Origin of the sequence: Enterococcus raffinosus, assembly GCF_019175485.1 — a bacterium.
Lineage (GTDB): Bacteria > Bacillota > Bacilli > Lactobacillales > Enterococcaceae > Enterococcus_A > Enterococcus_A raffinosus.
Genome location: NZ_CP072888.1, coordinates 2,292,916 through 2,319,265, shown reverse-complemented (window position 1 = coordinate 2,319,265; position 26,350 = coordinate 2,292,916). Strand labels below are relative to the sequence as shown.

General features: G+C 40.3%; 22 protein-coding genes. 16 read left to right on the top strand and 6 right to left on the bottom strand.

All coding sequences use genetic code 11. The features are described 5' to 3' along the window. The 4 genes from J9537_RS11335 (at window position 1) to dinB (ending at window position 5,495) form a co-directional block, all read left to right on the top strand. Complete coding sequence (locus J9537_RS11335; protein ID WP_060789077.1) at window positions 1-2,118, top strand: heavy metal translocating P-type ATPase; 2,118 nt, start codon at window positions 1-3, stop codon at window positions 2,116-2,118. 108 nt (window positions 2,119-2,226) lie between these two features. Then, the gene (locus tag J9537_RS11330; RefSeq protein WP_060789076.1) at window positions 2,227-3,255 is read left to right on the top strand and encodes a helix-turn-helix domain-containing protein; all 1,029 of its coding nucleotides are present in this window, start codon (window positions 2,227-2,229) and stop codon (window positions 3,253-3,255) included. Between the two features lie 179 nt (window positions 3,256-3,434). Next, window positions 3,435-3,965 (top strand): hypothetical protein, encoded by a 531-nt coding sequence (locus J9537_RS11325; protein ID WP_010745652.1) that lies wholly within the window; start codon window positions 3,435-3,437, stop codon window positions 3,963-3,965. 408 nt (window positions 3,966-4,373) lie between these two features. Then, on the top strand, window positions 4,374-5,495 hold the full coding sequence (gene dinB / locus J9537_RS11320; protein ID WP_010745653.1) for a DNA polymerase IV: 1,122 nt from the start codon (window positions 4,374-4,376) through the stop codon (window positions 5,493-5,495). Here dinB and nrdG read toward each other — a convergent pair. Further along, window positions 5,487-6,089, bottom strand: a complete 603-nt coding sequence (nrdG, locus tag J9537_RS11315) for an anaerobic ribonucleoside-triphosphate reductase activating protein (RefSeq protein WP_060789075.1) — start codon at window positions 6,087-6,089, stop codon at window positions 5,487-5,489. The genes dinB and nrdG overlap by 9 nt on opposite strands. Before the next feature lie 84 nt (window positions 6,090-6,173). Next, complete coding sequence (nrdD, locus tag J9537_RS11310; RefSeq protein ID WP_060789074.1) at window positions 6,174-8,363, bottom strand: anaerobic ribonucleoside-triphosphate reductase; 2,190 nt, start codon at window positions 8,361-8,363, stop codon at window positions 6,174-6,176. 387 nt (window positions 8,364-8,750) lie between these two features. Here nrdD and J9537_RS11305 point away from each other — a divergent pair, with 387 nt between their 5' ends. From J9537_RS11305 to dltD, 7 genes are all read left to right on the top strand, one after another. Continuing rightward, window positions 8,751-9,518, top strand: coding sequence for an ABC transporter ATP-binding protein (locus tag J9537_RS11305; RefSeq protein ID WP_060789073.1), 768 nt, complete (start codon window positions 8,751-8,753; stop codon window positions 9,516-9,518). Beyond that, the gene (locus J9537_RS11300) at window positions 9,508-11,520 is read left to right on the top strand and encodes an FtsX-like permease family protein (protein WP_060789072.1); all 2,013 of its coding nucleotides are present in this window, start codon (window positions 9,508-9,510) and stop codon (window positions 11,518-11,520) included. The genes J9537_RS11305 and J9537_RS11300 overlap by 11 nt, the downstream gene beginning before the upstream one ends. A gap of 176 nt (window positions 11,521-11,696) precedes the next feature. Further along, window positions 11,697-11,846 carry a teichoic acid D-Ala incorporation-associated protein DltX gene (locus J9537_RS11295; RefSeq protein WP_010745658.1) on the top strand — a complete coding sequence of 50 codons (150 nt, stop codon included), beginning with the start codon at window positions 11,697-11,699 and terminating at the stop codon, window positions 11,844-11,846. Window positions 11,847-11,882: 36 nt separating this feature from the next. Continuing rightward, window positions 11,883-13,394, top strand: a complete 1,512-nt coding sequence (dltA, locus tag J9537_RS11290; RefSeq protein WP_060789071.1) for a D-alanine--poly(phosphoribitol) ligase subunit DltA — start codon at window positions 11,883-11,885, stop codon at window positions 13,392-13,394. After that, window positions 13,394-14,614 (top strand): D-alanyl-lipoteichoic acid biosynthesis protein DltB, encoded by a 1,221-nt coding sequence (dltB, locus tag J9537_RS11285; RefSeq protein ID WP_060789070.1) that lies wholly within the window; start codon window positions 13,394-13,396, stop codon window positions 14,612-14,614. Before dltA ends, dltB begins: the two co-directional genes overlap by 1 nt. 200 nt (window positions 14,615-14,814) lie before the next feature. After that, window positions 14,815-15,048, top strand: a complete 234-nt coding sequence (gene dltC / locus J9537_RS11280; protein ID WP_016250129.1) for a D-alanine--poly(phosphoribitol) ligase subunit DltC — start codon at window positions 14,815-14,817, stop codon at window positions 15,046-15,048. Next, window positions 15,048-16,313 carry a D-alanyl-lipoteichoic acid biosynthesis protein DltD gene (gene dltD, locus J9537_RS11275; RefSeq protein ID WP_060789069.1) on the top strand — a complete coding sequence of 422 codons (1,266 nt, stop codon included), beginning with the start codon at window positions 15,048-15,050 and terminating at the stop codon, window positions 16,311-16,313. The genes dltC and dltD overlap by 1 nt, the downstream gene beginning before the upstream one ends. 307 nt (window positions 16,314-16,620) lie before the next feature. On the opposite strand, the gene J9537_RS11270 is transcribed toward dltD, so the two are convergent. Next, window positions 16,621-18,041, bottom strand: a protein-coding gene (locus J9537_RS11270; protein WP_376713219.1) for an IS3 family transposase whose coding sequence is annotated in 2 segments (ribosomal slippage) — window positions 16,621-17,564 and window positions 17,564-18,041 — 1,422 coding nt in all. Because the reading frame shifts where the segments join, the coding sequence is not laid out codon by codon here. 177 nt (window positions 18,042-18,218) lie between these two features. Between J9537_RS11270 and J9537_RS11265 the strand changes: the two genes are divergently transcribed. Continuing rightward, window positions 18,219-19,304, top strand: a complete 1,086-nt coding sequence (locus J9537_RS11265; RefSeq protein ID WP_060789539.1) for a hypothetical protein — start codon at window positions 18,219-18,221, stop codon at window positions 19,302-19,304. Window positions 19,305-19,405: 101 nt separating this feature from the next. On the opposite strand, the gene J9537_RS11260 is transcribed toward J9537_RS11265, so the two are convergent. Both J9537_RS11260 and J9537_RS11255 read right to left on the bottom strand, forming a co-directional pair. Next, window positions 19,406-20,038, bottom strand: coding sequence for a response regulator transcription factor (locus J9537_RS11260; RefSeq protein ID WP_010745666.1), 633 nt, complete (start codon window positions 20,036-20,038; stop codon window positions 19,406-19,408). A gap of 54 nt (window positions 20,039-20,092) precedes the next feature. Beyond that, entirely contained in the window at window positions 20,093-21,193 is a 1,101-nt protein-coding gene (locus J9537_RS11255) for a sensor histidine kinase (protein WP_060789538.1), read from the bottom strand. Between the two features lie 152 nt (window positions 21,194-21,345). Between J9537_RS11255 and J9537_RS11250 the strand changes: the two genes are divergently transcribed. Genes J9537_RS11250 through J9537_RS11240 form a run of 3 tightly spaced genes read left to right on the top strand, consistent with a single transcriptional unit; the run spans window position 21,346 to window position 24,587 of the window. Then, the gene (locus tag J9537_RS11250) at window positions 21,346-22,278 is read left to right on the top strand and encodes an ABC transporter ATP-binding protein (protein WP_010745668.1); all 933 of its coding nucleotides are present in this window, start codon (window positions 21,346-21,348) and stop codon (window positions 22,276-22,278) included. Window positions 22,279-22,288: 10 nt separating this feature from the next. Beyond that, on the top strand, window positions 22,289-23,428 hold the full coding sequence (locus tag J9537_RS11245) for an ABC transporter permease (RefSeq protein WP_060789537.1): 1,140 nt from the start codon (window positions 22,289-22,291) through the stop codon (window positions 23,426-23,428). Beyond that, a complete protein-coding gene (locus tag J9537_RS11240) occupies window positions 23,415-24,587 on the top strand; it encodes an ABC transporter permease (protein ID WP_071875981.1) in 1,173 nt (390 codons plus the stop codon). Before J9537_RS11245 ends, J9537_RS11240 begins: the two co-directional genes overlap by 14 nt. A 39-nt stretch (window positions 24,588-24,626) precedes the next feature. Here J9537_RS11240 and J9537_RS11235 read toward each other — a convergent pair whose 3' ends face one another. Then, complete coding sequence (locus tag J9537_RS11235; RefSeq protein WP_060789536.1) at window positions 24,627-25,037, bottom strand: NUDIX domain-containing protein; 411 nt, start codon at window positions 25,035-25,037, stop codon at window positions 24,627-24,629. Window positions 25,038-25,189: 152 nt separating this feature from the next. Here J9537_RS11235 and J9537_RS11230 point away from each other — a divergent pair, with 152 nt between their 5' ends. Next, on the top strand, window positions 25,190-26,269 hold the full coding sequence (locus J9537_RS11230) for a M42 family metallopeptidase (protein ID WP_060789535.1): 1,080 nt from the start codon (window positions 25,190-25,192) through the stop codon (window positions 26,267-26,269). Window positions 26,270-26,350: the final 81 nt, after the last annotated feature.

Genomic DNA, 26,350 nt, shown 5'->3' with positions numbered 1-26,350 from the left:
ATGAAACAGGGAGAACAAAAACAAATGAATGAATCAATGGGAATGGATCATTCAATGCATGAACATCACGAGATGGATCATGGGATGGATGACCACGATCATCACAATATGAATCATGGAATGGGTGGACATGATCATCAGGATATGGATCATGGAGGAATGGATCATTCGATGCATATGGGGAATTTCAAACAGAAGTTTTGGCTCTCGCTTGTTTTATCGATCCCCATCATCGTGCTATCCCCTATGATGGGGATGCAGCTGCCATTCCAATTTACTTTTCCTGGATCTGAATGGGTCGTATTGGTTTTAGCCACGATTCTTTTTATTTATGGCGGTCAGCCTTTCTTGAGCGGTGCCAAAATGGAATTGAAAATGAAGAGTCCTGCTATGATGACCTTGATCGCGATGGGGATATCCGTAGCTTATATTTATAGCTTGTACTCCTTTATTGTCAATAAGATAAACCCTCATGAGCATGTAATGGACTTTTTCTGGGAACTAGCTACTTTGATTGTCATTATGCTATTAGGGCATTGGGTGGAAATGAGTGCGGTATCGAATGCTAGCAATGCCTTGAAGAAATTAGCAGAATTGCTGCCAGATGAAGTCAATAAGCTTGAAGCAGATGGTTCGACGAAAAAAGTGAAGCTGCAGGACATTCATTCTGGCGACCGGTTATTGGTTCGCGCCGGAGATAAGATGCCAACGGATGGAGAAATCATGGATGGCTCCACAATCGTCGATGAGTCAGCAGTGACAGGGGAATCGAAAGGTGTTCAGAAAAACGTCGGTGATAAAGTTATTGGTGGTTCAGTCAATGGTGACGGAACCATTCAAGTAAAAGTAACAGGAACCGGTGAAGACGGCTACTTGGCCAAAGTTATGACGATGGTGAAGGAAGCTCAGCAAGAAAAATCAAAACTAGAATCTATTTCTGATAAAGTGGCAAAATGGCTGTTTTATGTTGCCTTAGCTGCGGGGATTTTAACGTTTATTGCTTGGCTGATCGTAGCAGACCTGCCAGAAGCCTTGGATCGAATGGTGACAGTCTTCGTTATTGCTTGTCCTCATGCTTTAGGGTTGGCGATTCCTTTAGTTATTGCACGCTCGACTTCTTTGGCTGCAAAAAATGGGCTATTGCTGAAAAGTCGACAGGCCTTAGAGCAAGGAAATCAATTGGATTATGTCTTCCTTGATAAGACGGGAACATTGACAGAAGGAAAATTTACAGTAACTGGTGTGGAAGTGCTGACTGATATGGATAAAGAAGAAGTCCTAAAATACATTGGTGCTTTGGAAAGTCAAACCAATCATCCGTTAGCGGTGGGTGTCATGAACTACTTGAAGTCTGAAAAGATCGAACCTTATCAAGCACAGGATGTGTCGACTTTAAAAGGGATCGGCGTAAGCGGCTCGGTTGAAGGACATCAAGTGATTTTGGCCAACCAGAAGGAAGTAGAAAAGCGGAAACTAAGCGTTGATCAAGAAAAGCTGAAGGATTATCAAGCACAAGGAAATACGATCTCCTTCCTATTAGTAGATGATCAATTGATCGCTTTCTTTGCAATGGGAGATACGCTAAAAGATCAAGCGCAAGATTTCATCAAGAATTTGAGGAATGTCGGAATTGAACCTGTAATGCTGACTGGAGATAACAAAGCTGCAGCGAAAGCAGTGGCCGAGTATTTGGGCATCAAAGAGTTTTACAGCGAATTATTGCCGGATGATAAAGAAAAAATTATCAAGAGCTACACCGATAAGAGTAAAAAGGTAATGATGGTAGGCGATGGAATCAATGACGCACCAGCTTTAGCCAGAGCGTCTATCGGGATGGCTATCGGAGCAGGAACAGATATTGCGATTGATTCTGCAGATGTCGTTTTAACCAATAGTAACCTATCGGATATTTTGAAATTTGTACGTTTGGCTAAAAACACACATCGAAAAATGATTCAAAATCTATGGTGGGGAGCCGGCTATAATATCCTAGCCATTCCACTTGCAGCAGGTGTTTTGGCTCCAATAGGAATTTTGTTAAGTCCAGCGGTTGGTGCGATTCTTATGTCCTTAAGTACGATTATCGTAGCTATTAATGCGATGACTTTAAGCGTCTGATTATTCAGACGCTATTTTTTTTTGAAAAAAGTTGAGAAAAAACTTTCGTTCGTTTTGTGCTATTTTTTAATTAGGGGAATTATATGCATAGAAAAGAGGGCGAGAAGGATGATTTGGCAATTTATAGCAAGAAAAAAATGTCAGCGACAATTGGAATTGATCGGATTAGTAAAAGAAGAAATGTACACAGTGACAGAAATGGCCAAGCAGATAAAGGTCAGTCGAAGAACCATACTGCGCTATCTTAAGGATCTTCAGCAAAAGGGCTATGTAATAAAAGAGCGAGAGTGGCATCTAAACTATCAAAATAAAAAAAGCTATTCGGAGCTGTATCGAATGTTGCTGATGACAGATCCACGGTTTCAACTTTTTCGACAGTTTCTTTGGGGTCAAGGTTCTGAAACGGTTAATTATTCTAAATTGAAAGAACTCAATCGACAATTAATCTATTTAAATCTTTCTGCCGATTGCAAAATAGGAGGCTTATTAGGAGAAAGCGGACTGATCTTCTTATTGCAGCTCCGCTATTTACGAGACTTTTATTATTTTGAGGAAGCAGAAATCTTTCAGCAAATGGAGCAATATCATCAGAGGAGTCCTATGATCTCTATAAGTAAAGAACTGTTTCCAGATGATAAGAGTCTCCAAGCCTTTATTGAGAAATTTGAATTGCAATCCAAGTTTGCTCCGTATTTTTATTTTGATTATATGCGGTATCACTTTCAAATATTTGTTGATTTTTATCACTGTCATAAAAGTTATCAGACAAATTTATATCATGAGGTCAAACAGGCTGGTAAAATTATCGGGGAAGTAATAAACTGGAAAAACGAAGTATTAGAGAACACCTTCTATGTGAAGCTGTTCGATCTATTTTTTGGAATTCATCAGGGGCTGCCGCTAACGGTTTTCAATTTAAAGTGGCAGAAAAGCATTGTCTCAGAGAATTATTACCATCTTAGTAAAGAATTGAAGAGGCAACTCCCTTTACTGAACAATTGTCGTGTAGACGAGTTGGCTTTGGCGGTAAAGAACATTCTTTTTGTGAGTCATTATACGGCCTTGGCAACAGCGCCTAACCTAGAATCGTCGCTACTGATTCAAGAAAAGTTTCAGCCTTTTTTACTCTCTGATTAGGGAATGTTTTGATGAAGATTTTTCTTCAAGAAAGGTTATGCTATAATGATGAAGACTATGTTGAAGATGCCGTTCTATTTCACACGTTTGTACTATTTTTTACGTGTGATCAGCAGGTATACAGATGAAAATAATTTAGTTCTTTCTTTTGAGAAACTATTTAATTGGAGGAGAGCAGAATGGGGTTACGAAAACTAGATGTTCCGACATCTTCGATTACAGAAGTAAAAAAATCACCAATGGACGTTTTTGCTCAGGCTCGTAAAGCAGAGACGGGTGTTTACATTTTTAATCGTGAAAAAATTGCTGGTGTGATGCTGACCAAAGAGCAGTATGAAGCATTAGTGGAAGAATTGAATACTTTGCGTGATACTTTATACCAACCAGTAGAGCGAGAGCTTCCTGTTCCAGAGGAATTAGAAGAGCTGGCAACAGCCTTACGAACAACGTTGGCTAAGGGCTCAGTGATCTCTGCTCGTTACTTAGATGAACGCATGGTAGCGACCGGCTTTATCACCAAGAAAACCGGTTTTGGTGGGGTAACAGAAATGATGAAAGAGTTGGAAGATACAGGAAAAATTATCTACCAACTACGTCGTCGCGAACATAACAAAGTTATCTATGCTGAAATTTTTGGCGAGCCGCAAGAATTCCAACGGGGTTCTGCCGACAAGTTGATGATTCGCAAAGTAAATCTGATCGAACGATAGACAGTCGCCACTGTCTATTTTTTTTGCCAGTTTTACTTCCTGCTTTAGCAGATTCGTAAAATGGTATGCGTATGAAAATGCGAAGAATTTTTTACTTCAGAAAAAATTCATCCATATAATTGAGGTAGCTGCGAGTTCCACTTCGTACTTTTAGTACGATTAGTGGAATCGTATGCGCAGTGAAGATAGAACTCATTTTTCCCAAGAAAAATGAATGCCTTTAAAGGAGCTAGCTGCCAGACCTACTTCTTACTTGCGTGATTAGAAAAATCGGATGTGTACGAAAATTATTCATTATAAATTAAACCTCTGCTTAATTTCCTCTTATGTTCAACAGGATTAATTGTCTGTGAACAAACGTTCGTTTATAATAGAACTAGAATGATTCGCTGAAGGGAGGGGAATCGGTTGGCTGAGTTGGTGTTTCCATTAAAAAATGATACATCAAGGAAAATAATTCATATTGATATGGATGCCTTTTTTGCCTCCGTGGAGGAACGGGATGATCCTGAATTGGCGAAGCATCCGTTGGTGATTGCTCGCCATCCTTCCGATACCGGCGGCAAAGGGGTCGTGACGACAGCGAATTACAAGGCGCGGGTCTATGGTATCCATTCGGCCATGAGTGCGCAAAAAGCGTATGAATTATGTCCGCAGGCGATTTTTAAGCCGGGGGATCACGCAAAATACAGTGCAGTTTCAAAGCAGGTACGAGAAATTTTTCATCGCTATACGGATATTATCGAACCTGTTTCGATAGATGAAGCCTATCTTGATGTGACAGAAAATAAGATTGATGCGCGTTCTGCCATCAAAATTGCCCGCATGATTCAGCAGGATATTTGGCAAGAGCTGCAGCTGACCTGTTCTGCTGGCGTCAGCTACAATAAATTTTTGGCCAAGCTAGCTTCTGATTATCAAAAGCCGAAGGGAATGACGGTGATATCACCAGAAGAGGCCGTCGTTTTTCTGAAACGTTTGCCGATTGAAAAGTTTCATGGGGTAGGTAAGAAGACAGTGCCAAAAATGAATGAACTTGGTATTTTTACGGGCGCGGATTTGTACGAGAAGAGTGAAATGTTCCTAATTCAAGAATTCGGGAAGATGGGCTATTCTCTATATCGAAAAGTGCGAGGCATCCATGATTCGCCAGTGAGCATCACTCGTGAGCGAAAATCTGTTGGCAAGGAGCATACCTATGGCCGTCCCTTATCAACAGAGGACGAAGTGTTAAGTCAATTAAGACAGCTGGCAGAGAAGGTGGAAGGATCGCTAAAACGAGTCCAGCGTCATGGGAAAACGGTCGTCGTTAAGATTCGTTATGCGGATTACACGACGGTGACGCGCCGGGTTACTTTGCCTTACTACATAGAAAAGAAAGAAGAGTTGTTTTCTCAAGCAAGCTTGATTTGGGAGGAGATCGGCGGCGTAGAAAAAGGGATCCGATTAGTCGGTATTACCCTGACCAATCTAGATCCCGTCGCCTATGAAAATATTGTATTGCCATTGTGGGAAGAGCGATCAAATTAGATCGCTTTTTTTGATTTGTTCAAAGGCTTTTTCTGAATCATGAAGCTTTTCCCAGATGACCACTTCGCCTTTTGCCAATGATTTTTTAACATCAATGATGCGCTGATTTGAGCTGCCGCGGAATTGCAGCATCAAGTTTTTCTTTGAAAGCTCAAAACGGCCATCAACAAGAATATCAATCTTACTCAACATTTCAAGCTTGTCTTCGCTATCCAGCAGCAGTTCTTCAAAAGTATACCCACTCCAGGACCAAATATCCTTTGTATCACCAAATTCACTGCGTAGACGATGAATCACTTTTAAACAGACTTGTGTATTTAGGAAGGGCTCGCCGCCTAAAAAGGTCACTCCTTGAACATAATCATGAGCAGTATCGGCAATCAGCTGATCTTCTATTTCTTGTGTGAAGGGTTTGCCGTAGTGAAAATTTTGGGAGGCAGCATTAAAGCAGCCTTCGCAAGCAAAGGGACAGCCGCTAACATAAAGACTGTTGCGGACGCCTTCACCATCAACAAAGTTGAAGGGCTTGTAATCGGCGATGTATTGTTGACTTAATTCGCTGGCCAACCACTCTTTTGGTTTAGGATTACGCATATTTTTCACCTTTCAAGTAAAACAGGGAGCGGCAAAGAGCGCCGTCCCTGTCATAAATAGTTCTGTTCATTGGTTCTTTTATTATTACATGTGTTTTACACGAGAAGCGATTTCTTCGTGACGTCCATGTACCATTGGACGTGCTTGTGGGTTGCCTAAGTAACCGCAAGTTCGTTTGACTACATCACATGATTTTGGATCATGATTGCCACATTGTGGGCATTCAAATCCACGTTTTGTTGGTTTGAAGTCGCCTTCGAAGCCACATTCGTAGCAGTGATCGATCGGTGTATTGGTTCCTAGATAAGCGATGCGGTCATAGCCATAATCCCAAACAGCTTCCAATGATTTTGGATTTTGCTGCAGAACAGGGTATTCACAGTAGTGAATGAAGCCGCCTGAACAATATTTAGGATAATCCTTTTCAAAGTCCAATTTTTCAAATGGTGTTGGATTTTTACGAACATCATAATGGAAACTATTGGTATAGTAATCCTTATCTGTAATGTTCTCCACAATACCGAAACGTTCTGTATCTAAACGGCAGAAGCGGTCGGTTAAGCTCTCGCTAGGTGTTGAATATACGCTGAAGTGATAGCCGTATTCATTGCCCCAAGCATCCGCATGTTCTTTTAAGTCTTTCATGATGTCTAACGTGAAGTCTTTTGCTTCTGGGTTCTCTTCCCATTCGCCGCCGTAAAAGACGCTAGCGACCTCATAAAGGCCAATGTAACCTAAAGAAATAGTTGCCCGTTTATTTTTGAATAATTCATTTACGGCATCTGTGCGTTTCAACCGTTTGCCGAAAGCGCCATATTGATAAAGGATCGGTGCGTTTGCCGGGGTCGCTTCTTTACAGCGATCGATTCGGAAAACTAACGCATCTTTGGCAATTTGCAGACGTTCTTCCAGTAACGACCAGAATTTTTCTTTGTTGCCGCCAGATTCTAAAGCGATTCTTGGTAAGTTCAAGGTCACCACACCAAGATTCATCCGTCCGGCGTTAACTTCTTCGCCTTGTTCATTTTTCCAGCCTTGTAGGAATGAGCGACAGCCCATTGGTACCTTAAAGCTGCCAGTTAATTCGATCAATTTATCGTAGTTCAAGATGTCTGGATACATCCGTTTGGTAGCACATTCTAGCGCCAATTCTTTAATGTCGTAGTTTGGATCATTTGGTTCTAAGTTTGTCCCGCGACGTAAAGTAAAGATCAATTTAGGGAAGATCGCTGTCCGTTTTTCACTGCCTAGGCCTTCGATACGGATCTGCAGGATTGCTTTTTGGATCTCACGTTCAAACCAATCAGTTCCAAGACCGAAGCCTAAAGAAGTGAAAGGGGTTTGTCCATTAGAAGTGAACAAGGTATTGATTTCGTATTCCAAACTTTGCATCGCATCGTAAATGTCTTTACGTGTTTTTTGTTTGGCGAAAGCCTTTTGTTTTTCTGGATCATCGATCCATTCCTCGGCATCTTTTAAGTGTTTAGCATAATTTAGGCGCGCAAAAGGAGCTAATAGCTCGTCAGTACGGTCCGCTGAACAGCCGCCGTATTGGCTTGAAGCCACGTTGGCGATGATTTGAGAAATTTGAGCGGTAGCTGTTTGAATGGATTTAGGACTTTCTACTTCCGCATTCCCGATTTTGAAGCCGTTATTCAACATGCCTTTGAAGTCAATCAAACAGCAGTTCGTCATCGGTGTGTATGGATGGTAGTCTAAATCATGATAATGAATGTCGCCTTTTTGATGAGCGTTCGCTACATGAGGCGGCAGCATTTTTAACCCGATGGATTTGCCAACAATCCCAGCAGTTAAATCGCGTTGTGTGTTAAAAACATCACTATCTTTATTCGCATTCTCATTGACAACCGTTTGATCCTTATTGATCAGTTTTCCGATTGTAAAGTTGATATCGGTCGCCTTGCTACGTTGGAAGTCACGGCGTGTACGATAGTTGATATATTCCTCTGCTAATTCATACTCGTTGTGTTCTAATAATGTATGCTCCACAATGTTCTGGATTTCATAAATTTTGATATCGCTAGTAAAACGTTCAGAAATTTCAGCATCCACTCGTTCAACAATTGACTGAATGCGTTCATGAGCCAATGGGTCGACAGATCCTTTGATTTTAGTTTCAGCTTTGATTAAGGCATCGTAAATTTTTTGGTCATCAAATGCTGTGTGACGACCATCACGTTTTACGACCTTTATATTTTTTAGCGACGGTTGATATTCGTTGAGCAACGAATCTTTTGTGTGGATTTCCATCATTATAAACAACTCCATTTCCTTTAAAGTTCATTATCAATCATATAGTATTTTTGATGCCGTTGCAACGATATATAGTATTATTTTTTTGCCAAAAAAGAAAAACACACCATATATAGTGTGTTTGTTTACTGAAAGATAAAAGAAAGCTGATAAGGACAAGCTTCTATGAAAAATAAAATAACTGAAAATAATTTTTCCTAAAAAGTGAAAAAATTGTAAGGTTATTGAAGGTCGTTTCACATAGGAATTCACCTCAAATATGATACCATAAAAGAAAAAAATTTGATGTTACAAATAGATTTCATCGAGAGCATTTGCCAGTTTTTAGCAGTCTGGCAAGCAGAATGGGCATCAATTATTTTTCTAACCCGAGATAGGAGGGATTGAATGGAAAAAATAATCAACGTGCAGCACCTTAGCAAAAGCTACGGCACACGAAATAATAAAGTGACTGTCTTAAATGATTTGAATTTTACGGTGGAAAAGGGGGAGTTTGTCGGGATCATGGGGCCAAGCGGTGCGGGCAAGACCACCTTGATGAATATCCTTTCAACGATTTTACTGCCGACGATGGGATCCGTTAAGATCGCTGGCGCAGACATCACTCAAATGCGGGAAAGTCGATTGACGGATTTTCGACGGGAGAAGCTTGGGTTCATTTTTCAAGACTTTAATTTGATTGACAGCTTGACGGTGAAGGACAATATCATCTTACCGTTGACAGTCAGCAAACTTTCGAACAACGAGATTGAAGAACGGGTGCTTCGATTGGCAGGAATATTAAGGATCGAACAGATATTAACGCGCTATCCAGAAGAAATTTCAGTGGGGCAGCAGCAGCGAACTGCCGCAGCTCGAGCATTAATCAGCAAACCGTTAGTTTTGTTTGCCGATGAGCCGACCGGATCGTTGGATTCGAAGTCTGCGACGGAATTTTTAAACTATTTGGACGATGTGAACCTTCATGAAGAAACAACGATCTTAATGGTTACACATGATCCTTACACCGCGAGCTATTGCAACCGTGTGCTGTTTATCAAGGATGGTCGTTTTTTTGCTGAGATTGTCCGCCGTTCGTCACGAAAAGATTTTTTTGAGAAAGTGATAGATATGCAGGCAACGATCGGCGGGGGTGGCAAGGCCAATGCTGATTAGAATTATTTGGCGCGGCTTTAAAAAACAGCTATCAAACTACCTAGTCTTTTTCTTCAGCTTGATCTTTGCGGTCATGGTGTTTTATTCCTTTACCGCGATGACTTACGAGCAGCCGTTAATCCGAAGTGCCGGGAAAAATACTGAGCTTGTTGGAATGTTAGGCTTCGGGAGTTTTGCGGTTGTCTTGATTCTGCTCTTTTTTATGGCGAGTACCAATCGCTTTTTTATTGAAAACCGCCGCAAAGATATCAGTATCTTCCATTTATATGGGTTGAGCTATTATCAGATTTGTCTCTGGTTTATTTTAGAGATCTTTTTTATTGGTATCTTTTCTTTTGTCGTTGGAATCAGTTTTGGGGTATTACTATCGAAGCTTTTCAGTATGATTCTAGTAAAGGCGATGGATCTGCCGCTGCAAGTGCATTTCTTTTTTTCTACCGATGCGATTATGATGACAGGGTTAGTTGTACTGTTTATTTTAGCCGTTGTTTCTTTTCAAATTTTATGGCTAGTCTCGGGTTACAAATTCACTCACTTAAAGAGGCTTGATTTGCGGAAGATACAGGCGATGAAGGTGCCCTTATGGCAAAAGCTCCTAGGTGTGACAGGGGCATTGTGTTTACTAGGCGGCTGGGGAATGGCTCTGAGCTATATTATCTTTGCGCGCAAAGCGAGTGACCATCTCGGCTTGATTCGAGGCAACATTGTATTGATGGGGACTATTTTTTTACTATGTGTTATCGGCAGCTACTTGTTCTTCGGCTTTACTATGAGATGGTACAATTCTTATCGGCCAAAACGCTTATTCAAGAATCTGGGAATGCTGTCCCGCAGTGAATGGCAATTGCGCTTGTTTAGTGATTGGCGCTTTTTAGGCTCGATCACGGTTGCTTTAGGATTGGCGCTAGCGATTCTGGGTGGGATGGCGGCAATTGTTTCGTTAGAAATGCGTTCTGTAAACGAGATCGCTCCCACCTCCTTAATGATCACGCAAGAAAGCTATAAGAAAATTGCACCTAAACTCCAGGGGTTTGAAGATTATCAGAAACAGTCCTTAACGTTTAATGCTGTTCCGGCGAAACAAAGCGTTGAAATTTCCGGGGAAGGAACAAACTCGCAGCCTGAAGTAATGGATATGATCTCTCTTTCGGATTATCGAGCGTTTCAAAAAATAAATCATACCTTACCCAATATTCATTTAAACACGCCTACGTCAACCATCGTTTTAAGCTCTTATCAGCGATACTTAACGGAATACGCACATTACAGTAGATTTATTTATTTAAAAGATCGTAAATTGACGGTTCAGGGAACCTATCCTAATTTTTTTGGAGACGCGAATTTGCGTTACGGAACGGGGTTGATCGTTGTTTCTGATGAAGTCTTTAATAGCACACCGGGGATTTCCTATACGATCGAAGCCATTGATGTAGAAAAGCAAGAAGAAGAAAAATTGGCAAGACTGATTCACAAAGAACTGAAGGGCGACTGGGGCTTTCCGATTCACTATGAGTTGTCTTGGCGGAATCATCAATTGGTAGGAGATATCATTGAAGGCGAAGGGGCGAAAAATGATGGCTCTACCGTTTATCGATCGGAATATACTTCTTACCAAGAGGTGTATCGAGCGACTCGCAGCAGCATGGGGCTCGTTTTATTCGTAGTAACATTCGTAACGACGACGTTCATCATATCAACGGCAAGTATGGTAACTTTACGACAACTTTCAGAATTTAAACAAAAACGGAAAAAATATCAGCTATTGCGGCAAATGGGTATTCCTGACAAAACGATCTATCAGGAAATCAAACGAGAGAATCGTGTGGTATTTTTCACTCCAGCCTTTTTGGCCCTCGTCCATAGTATGCTGGCGATCTCGGTGATTTCCCACATAGCCAAAGATACCGATTATTGGTTCGTTTACTTATTCTGTGGATTGATGTTAGCAGTCTATGCGCTGTTTTATTGGGCTTCTTGTGCCTATCAGAAAAAACTTTTATAACGGTAAAGCAACGGGGTATACCAATTTACTTTGGTATATCCTTTTTTTGCGTAGAAGGATTTTTAAGCATGTGACAAAACTGTTCGTTTGAAAGCGGTATATGTAAGAGGAACAAATGGCAGATTTTTTTCAAGGTTCTATAATTAGCTCAAAAGAAAAAAGGAGGGGGCGATTGGATGAAGGAATTTTTTAAACGCCCCGCTGCTCGTTACTGGTTAAGTTTTATTGGAAAGACGATTTTCTACTTTGCGGTCCTTTTGATTTTAGTTTACTTATACCATTACAAGAGCATCCAAGGCGGTAATTTTATCTATAACGAGTTTTAATAATAAGTCGTTCTTGAACTGAACGGGGGGAATATCATGCAAAATATTATTACAACGATTGATAAATGGGCAAGTGAGAAGCCAGAGGCGATCGCTTACCAATCAGAAACAGAAAAATACAGCTATCAAACATTGCGGCAATGGTCAGACAACTTAGCGCAATACTTGAATGAGCAACTAACGGACAAAGCGCCGATTGTTGTATTTGGTGAATTAGAATTTGAAATGATCGCTAGCTTTCTAGGTGCTGTTAAGAGCGGTCATGCGTACATTCCAATTGAATCGAATACACCATTGGATCGGATTCAGTTGATTTTAGACGTTGCACAGCCAGCAATGATCTTGAGTGTACAGCCTTGGCCGGAAGAAATTGCTGCGACTATTCCAGTTGTTGCACCAAAGGAACTTCAGGAGCTATTCGTAACATCCCGCGAAAAAAAAGAGTTGGTACCTGTTGAAGACAAGGAGACCTTCTACATTATTTTTACCTCTGGAACAACGGGCGTACCAAAAGGCGTTCAGATCAGTCATAAAAATCTATTGAGCTTTACGAATTGGGACCTAAAGGATTTCGGCATTGAACCCGGCATGCGCTTTTTATCCCAAGCACCCTATTCATTTGATTTGTCTGTCATGAGTGTCTATCCTGCACTTTGCAGTGGAGGGACGTTGGTTCCAATGGAAAAAGCTGTAATCAACGATTTCAAAAAATTATTCAGCTTTCTTCCTCAGTTAGATCTGGAAGTTTGGGTATCTACCCCTTCATTTATGGATATTTGTTTGATGGAGAAAACCTTTGATGGAGCGCACGTTCCTTCATTGAAAATCTTCCAATTCTGCGGGGAGGAGCTTCCTCGTAAAACAGCGGAGGAATTATTGCGACGTTTTCCAAACGCGAAAATCTTTAACACATACGGCCCAACCGAAGCAACTGTCGCAATGACTCAAATCGAAGTGACCGCTGAGGTTTTAGCGCGATACGATCGTGTACCGATCGGCTATATCAAGAAAGATACTGAAGTCTTGATTTATGATGGGGATCAGGAAGCCGCAGAGGGTGAAGCAGGCGAGATTATTATCAAAGGTCCAAGTGTATCAAAAGGGTACATGAACAACCCAGAAAAAACAGCTGCTGCTTTCTTTGAGATTGACGGAGTACCCGCCTACCGTACAGGAGACGCTGGTCGTATAGAAAAAGATGGGTTGCTTCTATATGAAGGACGAATCGATTTCCAAGTGAAGCTCCATGGGTTTCGAATCGAGTTGGAAGACATTGATCACCATTTAGAAAAAGTCTCTTATGTGAAGCAAGCGACCGTCGTGCCAAAATATCAGGAACACAAAGTTCAACAATTAGTTGCCTATATTGTTGCGAACGAAAACGATTTTGAAAAAGCGTATCAATTAACGAAAGCAGTCAAAGAAGAATTGGCAGAAGGGGTCATGGACTATATGATCCCACAAAAATTTGTCTATGTGGATCAGCTGCCATTGACACCCAATGGCAAGATTGACCGCAAACGACTGATGAACGAGGTGAATAGCTGATGCTGATTCCTCACATGGTGCCTTATGCGTCACCGATTTATTTCATTATTCTAATTGTGGCACTGCTGCCGTTGATTCTAAGTTTGTTGATTCGGGGGAAGCGAATCAGCTGGTACCAATCACTGATTACGTTGTTCTTTCTATACATTTCCTTCGGCGGAAAAGATTATCGCCAAGGCTTAGCGTTGATCGGCTATGTGATATTTCAAAGTATTTTAGTATGGTGCTATAACTATTACCGAAAAAATAAGAATCAAGCGGGGGTCTTTTACTTCGCTGTATTTTTAAGTATCCTGCCGCTGATTTTGGTCAAAGTGACGCCGTTTATGGATGGACAGGCATCGATTTTCGGCTTTTTAGGAATTTCTTATCTGACATTCAAGTCCGTTCAGATCATCATGGAAATGCGCGATGGCATGATTAAGGAGTACAGTCCGTTGAACTATATCAAGTTCTTGCTGTTCTTCCCAACCATCTCATCTGGTCCAATTGATCGCTATCGTCGATTTGAAAAGGACTTAAACGAGCCGCCAGCACCAGAAAAATATGTGGATCTGCTAGGAGCGGGGGTCCATGATATTTTTGTCGGTTTCTTATATAAATTCGTGATCGGTTATTATTTCGGTCAAGTGCTCCTGCCCCTTGTTGATCGAATTGCGATGCATCACGGCGGCATCTCATGGGGCTTAGTCGGGTATATGTATGTCTATAGTATGTATCTGTTCTTTGACTTTGCCGGCTATAGTCTGTTCGCCGTCGGTACAAGCAAGCTGATGGGGTATGAAACACCGCCGAACTTTAATAAACCATTCCTATCCTGGAACATCAAGGAATTCTGGAATCGTTGGCACATGACCTTGTCCTTCTGGTTCCGTGATTACATCTATATGCGGTTAATGTTCACCTTGATCAAGAAGAAAACCTTCAAGAGTCGCATCGTGGCTTCTAATGTTGGCTACTTCGCGTTGTTCTTGATTATGGGTGTCTGGCACGGGTTAACTTGGTATTACATTGTCTATGGCATTTACCACGCAACCCTGATCTGTTTAACCGATGCGTGGCTGCGTTTTAAAAAGAAACACAAAAAACAAATTCCATCCAATAAATTTACCCACGCGTTGGCGATTTTCTTAACCTTCAACGCTGTCTGCTTGAGCTTTTTAATCTTCTCAGGCTTCTTGGATAAATTATTTTTTGCCAGTCCGGCTTTTAGCAGATAACTAAAGCTCTAACTGACGGAATAGTTTCAATGCAGGATATCGCATGAACTGTTTAGCCGGATGGTATGCGTACGAAAACGTTTCGAATTTTTGCGTTAGAAAAAATTCGGACAACTATAATGAGCTAGCCCACATGATAAAGGACAGTAACGATAGAAAAAACTATATTTCCTTAAAAAAAACGAAATGGAGCGAGTAACATGGAAGACACATTATTTAGCATTTTAGAAGATATTACAGGAACAGACGAAGTAAGAGACAATCCCGATGTGGATTTGTTTGAAGAAGGATTGATGGACTCTTTAGCAACCGTTCAATTATTGGTTGAGATCGAAGGACAATTAGGCGTACAGGTTCCAGTTTCAGAGTTTGACCGCGCTCAATGGAATACACCCAATAAAATCATTGAACAAGTGAAGGTTCTACAAGCTTAATGAAAAAGAAACTCTTCGGTATCTTTGGGCCGATTCTTTTAGCGGCAATGTTATTGATTCTCTTGTTTTTTTCCCCCTTTAAAATCAACAGCAATGATCCGGAGCTGATCAAGGCTGCTTCAAGTTCGATGGCGGGAAATGTCTTGCGAGGAAACAGTATCACAAAAGAGGCTCTGAGTACTGATAAATACGTCCCATTTTTTGGTTCCTCCGAATTGAGCCGAATCAGTCCGTTTCATCCGTCGGTTTTAGCAGAAAAATATGATCGAGGCTATACGCCATTCTTGATGGGAGCTCCAGGAACCCAGTCACTCACCCAATTCATGATGATGCAATCCCTCGGGAAGGACTTAAAGGATCGGAAAGTAGTCTTTATCATTTCCCCTCAATGGTTTGTTAAACATGGGATAAAACGTGATTACTTTGATGCGTATTATTCTCCCGAGCAAACGTTGAATTGGCTGCTAAACTTGAAAAAAGTACAAGCAAGTGATAAATATTTGGCACAACGGTTAACGCATTACGGTGTAGTAAAAAAAGATGAACGGCTAGAACGGATGCTGGATGCAGTGATGGATGGACAACTGCCTGACAAATCAGATATCGCTGTCAGCAAGTTAAAATTAAACATGCTGGAGCGGGAAGATGAACTGTTCAGTACCATTGGTATGTTAAGCAAACAGGCTGAGATTGATAAAAACGTTAAAGCATTACCGAAAAAATACAATCAAGATGAGCTGGATACGTTGGCTAATCAGTTAGGTGAACGGGCGACTCAAGGAAATGAATTTGGGATTCAGCAACGTTTCTACCACCAACGAATCAAGCCACATATGAACCGTTTAGCAGATTCACAAAAAAATTGGGATTATCGATTCTCGCCAGAGTTCTCTGACTTCCAACTAGCTTTGGATCAATTAGCCAAGGAACATGCGGATGCGCTCTTTATTATTCCACCCGTCAATGGACGCTGGGCGAAATTTACGGGGCTTTCAAAAGAAATGCTGCAACAGTTCTCTGACAAGATTAAGTATCAATTGACGTCACAGGGCTTCAATAATATCGCTGACTATACAGAACAAGAAAACACGCCATACTTCATGCAAGACACCATTCACTTAGGATGGAACGGCTGGTTGGCAGCAGATAAGAAAATTGCGCCATTCTTAAAGGATCATAGATCGCAAGCTGAAAATTATAAAATCAACAATCCTTATTTTTTAAGCAAAGAATGGCAAGAAATGAATCCAACAGAAATAAAATAAAAATGAGACAGCATCAGGTAAAACGACTCGTTCCTGATGCTGTCTTTTTTAGCTTACCAAAAATTTTTTTGGGGCGAAAAAAAGAATTTCACAGACAAAAATTAATGGATGATTGAGATGAAAATAGTTTTACGCTGTTTTTTTACAAATAATAATCGCTTTTAAAAAGTGATTTTATTATTTGATATTGTTATTTTAAATAATTCGTATTCTTTAAAAATACCATATTATTTGAAGTGACCCCAAAAAGTTAGACTTATTTCGGAGTAGAGAAATCTACTCCGTTTTTTGTTTGTTAACATGGCAATTACGCCGCTTTCTGTGCAGCTTTTCGAAATTGAACAGGGCTTTTCCAATTCAATTTCTGTTTCATCCGGTGATTGTTGTAGTAATAGATATAGTCATCAATCGCCGTTTTTAGTTCATCAAAACTGTGATAGGTTTCCCCATGAAAGATTTCTTGTTTTAGAAGACTGAAGAAGTTCTCCATGATTGAATTATCTAAACAATTTCCTTTGCGAGACATACTTTGAAAGATTTTCTGTTTCTTTAGTTTTTGCCGATAGGACTTCATTTGATAAGCCCAACCTTGATCCGAATGGAAGGTGCGACGATAGGGGCAATCAGCCGTGATCGCGATGGCTTCTTCTAAACCTTCCATAATTGCCAAGGCATTCGGCTTTTCTGAAATGCGGTACGAAAGAATCTCGCTATTATACATGTCCATGAACGGGTCTAGGTATAACTTTCTTTGTCGGATCACGCCTTTGGTATCTATTTCAAAATACTTGAATTCTGTTGTATCTGTCGTAATTTTTTGATGACAAATACTCGTATAAAAATGACGACGAATCCGGTTTTTCGCCACTTTTCCAATCTTTCCTCGATAAGAATTATAGCGACGTGATTTACGTGTGTAGGAACGGACTTCGATCCCTAGCTTTCGAATCAAACGTTGAACTTTCTTTTTATTGACATGAAATCCGCGATTTTTTAGTTCATTCGTCATTCGTAAACAGCCATAATTTTTATGTTCTTTACGAATACGAAGCATTTCGGCTTCGATTCCTTGATCGGGATTGTCTCTGTCAAATCGTTTTTGCCAGTACATAAACGTCGCTTTAGGAAAGTTTAACGTCTCAAGAAGCTCAACTAATTTGAATGATCCTCGGAGGCTGTTGATGATTCGTGCGATTGATTCGTTCGTCTTTGTTGGGCTTCCTGTTTTCGCAGCTTCCTCAGCTCTTTTAAAAAGGCATTCTCAATCTGAAGGGAACGCACTTGTTTTTCTAATTCTTTAATACGGTCTCGTTCTTCCGGTGTTGACTCAATTGAACGCTTCTTTTTCTGTTCTTTTTTCTCAGCCAAGGTAGATGGACGTCCTTTCGTTTTTGTGAGTCCATCGATACCATCATCCCGAAATTTTCTCATCCAACTGGCAATGAGAGACGGATTATTCATTTTAAGTACATTGGCAATTTCACGATAAGACAGCTCACTAGTTTGATATAACTCTATCGCATCCAACTTAAATTGAACAGAATAATTCGCATTTTTACGTTTTCTGAGAAGACCTTCTTCGCCAAATTCCCGGTAGGAATTCACCCAATCTAGTATTTGTTTCCTATCCTTAACCGAATGTATCTTTGCTAAATAGCTATAACCTCCTTTCCCATCTAAGTATTCTTGAACGACTTTCAATTTGAATTCAAAACTATATTTAGCCATAAAAAATACCGACCTCCAAGAGTTAGATTTTGGTCTAACTTTTGGGGGTCGGCTCAATTTGGGTTATGTTTTTTTTGCGCGATTTAGCAAAAAAAATAAGAAAATTTTTTTATAGAAAATACGTTATGATAATTTCTAAGAAAAGAAAACGGATACAAAAAAAGGAGCGAGCCTATTATGAAAGCCAACCAAAAGACACAGCCACTAACTCAGAGAGCACTATTTAGTATGAAACGGGAACGATTAGAAGCTAAAATTCTTACCTATTTCAAAAACACACAGGATACAGCCTCAGTCATCGAGTATCTAGTAGTTGTTATGCTGCGGAATGCGATTGTATGCAGCGACTTTTCTTTCTTGTGCTATGATTTAGTTCGAGAATTATTTATAACAGCTAAACCGAATGACGCTTTACGTAAATATTGTGTATATTTCAAAGACTATTTTTCCGCAGAGGGAGAATGGACAACCGTGATCGGTCGACTATTTAGTAACAAAAAAGAATACCAACGATTCACCGAAGTGGCTCGTTTTTATAAAAAAGTATTAGATACACCAAAAACTGGGGAATGCAAGAACCCAGATCTAGAAATTCGCTTGGTTTCTTTTTTTGAGGATGCCAGCGGGAAGAAGCATACTTTGACGATCCGAGACGCGGATGAGAGGGTCAGTATGGCCAAGCTAGCTAAAAGTTTAGAGATCCTAACTACGTTAAGTATTTTTAAAACAAAGGACGGGGTGCGCCGTTTCGTCAAGCTCGTTGATTTTGAACGCCCAGGGACAAAGGATACATTAGAAAAAGTAATGGAAGTGCTGCAAATTGAGGAGGATCAACCTTCCGAAGAAGCGGCAGAAACTATCGAAATCGTTGTGCCCACAGGGATTAATCCCACCACTTTAAGTGAAGAAGAAAGATTGGCTTTAGTTCAAGTGGTTCATCCAGAAGTGGTTCGTTTAGCGGATGCTCGAGTAGTATTTACAGAGCAGGATAAGGAACGAAGCCTATTGGAAGATCCAACTGTTGATCCTCTGATAGAAATTAATGATCCACCTATAAAGTTAGAAAGTGATTCTTTTGCGGGAGATTCAACTGCTGTCGAAACCACGAAATCAGCGACAACTGTTGCACAAAAGCCCAAGAAACATAAGCGCCTCAGTCCGAAAGAAGCCTATGTTCAATCGCTGATTGAAAAAAGACAGAATAAGTCACCGATAAACAGTGGAAATAAAAAGAAGAATGGCGGCAAGAAGAAAAAGAGGTAATAAAAATATAGCATCAGCCAATTGAGGATTTCTTCCTTGGCTTGCTTTGCTGTGGTAACGTTTTGATAATAAAAAGCGCCTAAGGAAAATATCTCCTTAGGCTATTTTTGCTGATAATTTTTGTAATAGAAAATCGCTAATTGGGTACGGTCACGAACTTCTAATTTTTCTAATAGCTGGCTGATATTATTTCGGACCGTCCCTTCACTTAAAAATAGTTCTTTGGCAATTTCCTTATTGTTTTTTCCATTGGCAACGGCAATCAAAATACTTTCTTCTCGTTCAGATAACTCAATAGTAGGTTGAGTTTGTGGTGCTTGACTGGTTAAGATGGAGGCTAATTTTCCGGCAATTTCTGTTCCAAAAACCGTTTGTCCATTATAGACGGCTTTGATTGCGGGGACGATACTAGCTAGGTCCTGCTTGATCAGATAGCCCTTTACACCAATCTGTAGGGCTTCGCGGATGTATTCATCATCGGAAAAAGTTGTTAGTAACAATATAACAGCGTCAGGAGCTTGCTTGAAAATTTCTTTTGCAGCCTCTATTCCTGTACTCTCTCCCATACGAATATCCGTTAATAGAACATCAGGATGTTCCTGCAAATATAAGTTCACCGCTTCAGCGGCAGAATTACCCGTATTTAGAACGTGTATTTCTTGCGACAGGTCTAAAATAGTCCTCAATGATTCTGTAACTAGTGGATCATCATCAACAACGACAACACGAATCATACAACTTCTCCTTAATCTTCATTTTTTATTCTAATAAGTAAAGGCTAACTTACATCAATTGATTTCTCGGAGTGCCGAGTGAGTATTTTTCGGTAGGATGACATGGATCATAAAATGATTGGGAGTTTGTGAGAGATGCATCTGACCGCCGATTTTTTCTAAACGTTGCTGCATACTTTTCAATCCAATACCGCTCCCGCTTTTTTTAGCCAACGTTCCATTATCAAGAATCTGTAATCGATAAAATGCCGGCAGCTCGTTGAATGAAAGAGTGACATTGGTCGCGTTACTGTGCTTCATAACATTGGCCAAGGCTTCTTTCATTACCATTAATAGGGTACGATCCTGCTCTTGAGTCAAATTTTCTGGGATATTGCCACGAATAGTCACTTCACAGAATTGAAAATCCGCAATAAGAAAGTCCAATCCCTTTCTGAAGGAAAGCGAGGTTTCATGCAAATCATGAACACTTTCGCGAATATTATCCATCCCAGTGTGAATAGTCACTTTTAATTGAGTTAACGGCTCTTTCAAAGAATCCGCTTGATTGATAGCTTCGATTGCTCCTAATTGAATGATGGCGCTAGAGAGCAAATGCCCGACGTTATCATGGATGTCACGAGCGATTCGATTTCGCTCCTCTGAGATTTCCAGATCGATGAAGGTCTCTTGTGATTGTATCAATTCTTGATTTTTTTGTTTTAGAAGTTCTTGTTTTTCCCAGCTATCATCCTTTAACTGCAAAAAAGCTTCTTCTAGTTCCATCTGTTTTTTCCCACGCCAAGCTAAGAGTATAGCAAAGCAGCTTAAACAAAAAATCAGTAGGTGCTCAGATGAAGAATAGCCATCTTGGAATAAAGGAATGACCAATACAATCAATCCCCAACTCCAAATGACTTCTTCTCGCCAGGAGATTCGCAAATTAGCTGGCAAAAAAATGAGCAGCATAGGCCAAAAAAAACTTAAAATTAATAGTGGAAAGACCCCCATTGCTTGGCCTAATGATTTTTTCAGCAATAGGGCGGGTGCGGCTAAGAGAATACTGGCCAATAGGTAGACGACCATTTGTGGTTTGAACTCCTGCTGAAACAAGAGGACGATACCGATAATTTCAAAGAAGAAAAAATCCGCCCAATATTTATTTAAATGCTTCATTGTCTCTCCTAACTTCTAGCTGAAATATGATTTCACGTAAACTTCTTCACAAAATGACATTTGTCATTCTATGATTGGCCGAAACTCACTGTAATAAATTTTCTAATTTTATTATAGTAAATGTAAGATGAAAAGGAAAAGGAGTTTTTCAAATGTTAATTGAAATCGAAAACTTAGTAAAGCGCTACGGTGATTTCACCGCTTTGAACCATTTAAACCTATCCGTGAAAAAGGGTGAAATTTTGGGTCTATTAGGACCAAATGGGAGCGGAAAATCTACCACTATCAATTGTGTTCTCTCATTGCTGACTTATGATCGAGGCTCAATCAAAATTTTCGGTGAAGAGATGGGACCAGAAAAATATGGAATCAAACAAAAAATCGGGGTTGTGCCTCAAGAGATTGCTCTTTTTGAAGAACTGAGTGTTACGGACAATATCAATTATTTTTGCGGGTTGTATGTGCAAGAAAAGAGCAAACGAGAGCAATATGTAGAAGAGGTCATTCAACTTGTTGGTTTAGAAGAATTTCGAAAATTTTATCCTAGACAGCTAAGCGGCGGTTTGAAGCGTCGATTGAATATTGCCTGTGGGATCGTGCATAAACCAGAGCTGATCTTTTTAGATGAACCAACTGTCGCTGTCGATCCACAAAGTCGTAACAAGATTTTGGATAGTATTAAAGAGCTGAACCGTCAAGGAGCGACAATCGTTTATACAACTCATTATATGGAAGAAGTCGAGATCTTATGTAACCATATTGTGATTATTGATCAAGGACAAGTAATCGCTGAGGGCAGTAAAGAGCAACTGAAAAATATGGTTCGCGAAAATGAAAAATTAATTATCGAGGTTCCAGGATTGACTGAAGAACAAGTGGCAACGGTTGAGGGATTCCCATCTATTTTGGAAGTAACTTATGATGAGAGCTATCTAAAAATAACCACTAAGGATTTGAAAAAGGCACTGCTGCCAATTTTGAATTATTTTGAAACAGAAAAAATTATGTACGCCAATATCCACACGCAAGAGGCAACACTAAACGATGTTTTCTTGGAAATCACCGGAAAAGAATTAAGGGATTAGGGGGGAGATTATGTTTATTCGTTTATTTATTTATCGCTTGCGCGTCTTATTAAGAAATCGTAGTCTGCTTTTTTGGACCTTTGCCTTTCCGGTCGTTTTAGGATTATTGTTCAATCTAGCCTTTGGCAACTTAGATGAAATGATGTCCTTAGAAACATCGAAGGTTGGGATCGTCTCTACAGATGAAACGAAAGCAGAACAGTTTAAAACGGTTTTAAAGGAAATAAAAGACGATGATGATGAAGTGGTCTTTAAGAGTAAAGAACTGTCAAAAAAAGAAGCACAGGCACAATTGTCGGATGATGAGATTGCCGGCTATTTTGAAATTGATGCAGAGACTATCGAGCTATTTGTTAGTAAAAGCGGCACGCAGCAAACCGTTTTAAAGGAACTTTTGAATCAATATCTACAAAATACAGATAAAATTGAAACGTTGATGGCAACTGGGACGGTACAGCCACAAATGTTCAATCAGGTACTTGAACAAAAGAGCTATGTAAAAGATGGCAATGGTACTGGAAACTTCAACTTGAAATCTTTTTATTTCTTTACGTTAGTCGGGATGACCGTCATGTACGGATTTATGTGGGGACTGCGCAACGCGAACGATCAACAAGCCAATCAATCGCCAGAGGGGATGCGTCTATGCTTGATTCCACGGAATAAATTGCTGGTGTCCTTTGCCAATATGCTGGCAAGTTTTGTCCTCTTCTTCGTTCAGACGACCTTGATCTTGATGTTTTATCGTTTTGTTTATCAAGTCGAGTTTGGGGATCATTGGAACTGTATCCTACTCGTTTGCGCCCTTGGTGCATTTACGGCGATTTCTTTTGGGACGTTGATTGGGAATGCATTATCCAAGCTGGCCTTTCAACAAAAGATTTCGATTGGGATCTCTATATCCATGATTATGAGCTTTTTAGCAGGAATGATGGGATCACAATCGATCAAATATTGGATTGATGTCCATGTTCCATTGCTAGGACGAATCAATATCGTAAATCTAATTAGTGAAAGCTTGTATCAGCTGTTTTATTATCAATCTCTCGATCCCTTTTATACGAATTTATTGTGGCTAGCTGGGGTTGGTATTTTATTTATCCTATTAAATTATTCTTTTGAGAGGAAGGTGCAATATGACCACTTATAGAGCGATCCTGCAAATTCTGAAGAAGAATAAGGGGAGTCTGTCATTAGGGATAATCATTATGGTAGTTATCACAATGTTTTATGCCGGTCAATTAACTAAAGACGCAGAAGAATTGACGGGTGCGAAAATTGCCGTTCTCTCAAAAGATGATTCTGCTATTGAAAAAGGCTTTGTAGATTATTTAGGAAAACAACACACGATTGTTCAATTAAAGGATACTTCTGAAAAGAGTTTGGATGATGCGCTTTACTTTGATGAAGTAGAGTATATTCTTGAGATACCTAAGAATTTCTCAGAAAAATTGTCTAAAGGAGAAGACGTGAAGCTAACAAGCAAGACCCGTCCAGCAACCTTTTCACAATCCTTAGTGGACACAACGATAAACAACTATCTCAATACCTTTTTGACGTATCAAAAGCAAATGCCAGAGCTAAGTCAAAAGGAGTTATTAAAGCAAACAAAAACAACCTTGAGCAAAGATGGAAAAGTACATTTCGATTCAAGCTACCATAAAAAGAAGAAACGAAATGTCACGGGTCAGATTTATAATCTCTTGGCTTATGGAATGTTCATGACAATCTTCAGCGGTTACGCGGTAGTGAATTTGGCCTTTAATCGGGAGGAAATCAGTCGCCGAAACAGCTGTTCACCCATTTCCCGTCGGAAACTGTCTCGCAAAATATCAATAGGCAACTTGGCCTATTCAGTCTGCTGCTGGCTTCTATTTGTAGCCTTCGTATTAGCAGTTACTAGAAATAGCATGGATCAGGTGATGGGGTATTTCCTGCTGAACACAGTATCATTCTTTGTCGCGATTGTTAGTTTCTCTATTTTGATCACCAGTATTTTACAGAAGGAAGATGCGATCAGCGGGATTAATAATATCTTTATAATGGGAAGCTGTTTTGTCGGCGGGGTATTTGTTCCAAGTGAATTTTTACCCGATGCGGTGAATAAGATCGCTGCTTTTACGCCAACCTACTGGTTTGTACAGAACAATGAATTGATCGGAAAAACAGTCAGCTTTGATCAGGCCTTTTTAGATAAGTTTTTATTCCAATCAGGGGTTCTATTAGCCTTTGCCGCTGTATTTTGGGTGATTCATCTGATCACGATGCGGGAAAAGGGCACTTGGTCATTGAAAAAAGTTCAAGCCTAATTAAAAAATCAGCGTGTCCTTCCTAGCACGCTGATTTTTTTAATCTTCAAAGTAAATTTGCTGTTCTTCACCAAAAAAGATTGGCAATAGATCATTTAAAGTTCCTGCAAGCTGCTGTGTGGTCAATGCTGTCTTTTTTACCCAAAAAAGATCATCAGGCACTACTTGTTTCTTTACTTTGGCAGTGTAAAGAAAAGCCAGCTCACGTGTTTCTTTCGCTAAATGATTCCACTCTGCTGTCCCACGCAAAAGTGGCTGTACTACTAACCCAGTTTCTTCTTCGATTTCTCTAACGGCTGCCTCATAGCTGCCCTCATCCTTTTCTACATGTCCGCCAGGAAAGGTCCAGCCGGGCCAATCCTTTTTCTTCCGGTCTTGGACCAGTACCTCGTCTTGGTCGTTTTCGATCATTACCATCATGGTCAGTTCAATTGCTAATACGCGTGCCATTCGATCACCTCCTAGTGATTATACAACATACTACGCAGATTTTTTTGACAATGGTATACTGATTTATAGGTAAAAAGGGTCGTTCTTCATTTTTTAGAAGAGTATCCTAGTAAGTAGTATTTTATTTTTGAGGTAAAGCAGGAGGAGTAAGAGTGGAGAAAAAGGAAGAACAATTATTGATCGATCTGACATCAGCCCGAGGAATCGCGGGAAATGAAGACGAGGTCAGAGAAGTTTTCAAAAGCTATGCACAGGATTTTGCTGATGATATTTTCTTTGACGGTTTAGGCAGTGTGATCGCGAAACACGGAGGCGGCGGAGGTCCCAAAGTATTTATCTCTGGTCATTTGGATGAAGTCGGCTTTATGGTAACAAAGATTACGGAAAAGGGATTTTTAGAATTTCAAACGATCGGCGGCTGGTGGAATCAAGTCATGCTGGCGCAACAAGTGGAAATCAAAACTCGTAAAGGAAAGATTATCCATGGGGTGATCGGTTCTAAGCCACCTCACGTGTTGACACCGGAAGCACGTAAAAGACCGTTTGAAATTAAGGATATGTTTATTGATATCGGGGCTTCTAGTGCGGAAGAAGCAAAAGAATGGGGCATTCGTCCTGGAGATATGGTGACGCCGTATATTCACTACCAACGAATGAATGAGTCTAAATTTTTACTCGCAAAAGCATGGGACAACCGAATTGGTACAGCTGTCGCGTTACGGGTATTAGAAAATCTATCTAAACGGGAGCATCATAATGTTTTGTTCGCCGGCAGCGACGTTCAAGAAGAAGTTGGTTTGCGGGGGGCTCGTACAAGCTCACATATCGTAAATCCTGACATCGCTTTTGCTTTGGATACAGGGACTGCTGGAGATACACCAGGAATGACGCCGAAAGAAGCGGACTCTGTGTTAGGCAAGGGACCGCAGATCCTGATTTACGATGCCTCTATGGTTCCTCATAAAAAATTATTGGATTTTGTGATTGATGTGGCGGAAGAGTTAAACATTCCTTTCCAATATACGGTCATCGCTGGTGGTGGAACCGATGCTGGACAAATGCACTTGACCCGTGATGGTGTGCCTTCGTTAGCGATTACTGTACCGGTTCGTTATCTACATTCACATACATCGGTCATCCATGAAGAGGATTATTTTAATACAGTAAAACTAGTCACAGAAGTTGTTGCACGTTTAGATTACGAAACAGTTGGTGAAATCAAGAATTATTAAAAGCTGTCGCTAAATTGGTTGCATTGGATTTTTTGTTTGTTCCTATTCTTTGAATAAGGGGTATTAACAGCAGGAATACAA

Coding starts and splice junctions, on each gene's coding strand:
- dltB (WP_060789070.1), top strand. CDS start 13,394: ATGCTGATTCCTCACATGGTGCCTTATGCGTCACCGATTTATTTCATT.
- J9537_RS11250 (WP_010745668.1), top strand. CDS start 21,346: ATGTTAATTGAAATCGAAAACTTAGTAAAGCGCTACGGTGATTTCACC.
- J9537_RS11335 (WP_060789077.1), top strand. CDS start 1: ATGAAACAGGGAGAACAAAAACAAATGAATGAATCAATGGGAATGGAT.
- J9537_RS11260 (WP_010745666.1), bottom strand. CDS start 20,038: ATGATTCGTGTTGTCGTTGTTGATGATGATCCACTAGTTACAGAATCA.
- J9537_RS11330 (WP_060789076.1), top strand. CDS start 2,227: ATGATTTGGCAATTTATAGCAAGAAAAAAATGTCAGCGACAATTGGAA.
- J9537_RS11240 (WP_071875981.1), top strand. CDS start 23,415: ATGACCACTTATAGAGCGATCCTGCAAATTCTGAAGAAGAATAAGGGG.
- J9537_RS11305 (WP_060789073.1), top strand. CDS start 8,751: ATGGAAAAAATAATCAACGTGCAGCACCTTAGCAAAAGCTACGGCACA.
- J9537_RS11300 (WP_060789072.1), top strand. CDS start 9,508: ATGCTGATTAGAATTATTTGGCGCGGCTTTAAAAAACAGCTATCAAAC.
- J9537_RS11245 (WP_060789537.1), top strand. CDS start 22,289: ATGTTTATTCGTTTATTTATTTATCGCTTGCGCGTCTTATTAAGAAAT.
- J9537_RS11235 (WP_060789536.1), bottom strand. CDS start 25,037: ATGGCACGCGTATTAGCAATTGAACTGACCATGATGGTAATGATCGAA.
- nrdD (WP_060789074.1), bottom strand. CDS start 8,363: ATGATGGAAATCCACACAAAAGATTCGTTGCTCAACGAATATCAACCG.
- J9537_RS11295 (WP_010745658.1), top strand. CDS start 11,697: ATGAAGGAATTTTTTAAACGCCCCGCTGCTCGTTACTGGTTAAGTTTT.
- dltD (WP_060789069.1), top strand. CDS start 15,048: ATGAAAAAGAAACTCTTCGGTATCTTTGGGCCGATTCTTTTAGCGGCA.
- J9537_RS11325 (WP_010745652.1), top strand. CDS start 3,435: ATGGGGTTACGAAAACTAGATGTTCCGACATCTTCGATTACAGAAGTA.
- J9537_RS11255 (WP_060789538.1), bottom strand. CDS start 21,193: ATGAAGCATTTAAATAAATATTGGGCGGATTTTTTCTTCTTTGAAATT.
- J9537_RS11265 (WP_060789539.1), top strand. CDS start 18,219: ATGAAAGCCAACCAAAAGACACAGCCACTAACTCAGAGAGCACTATTT.
- dltA (WP_060789071.1), top strand. CDS start 11,883: ATGCAAAATATTATTACAACGATTGATAAATGGGCAAGTGAGAAGCCA.
- dltC (WP_016250129.1), top strand. CDS start 14,815: ATGGAAGACACATTATTTAGCATTTTAGAAGATATTACAGGAACAGAC.
- nrdG (WP_060789075.1), bottom strand. CDS start 6,089: ATGCGTAATCCTAAACCAAAAGAGTGGTTGGCCAGCGAATTAAGTCAA.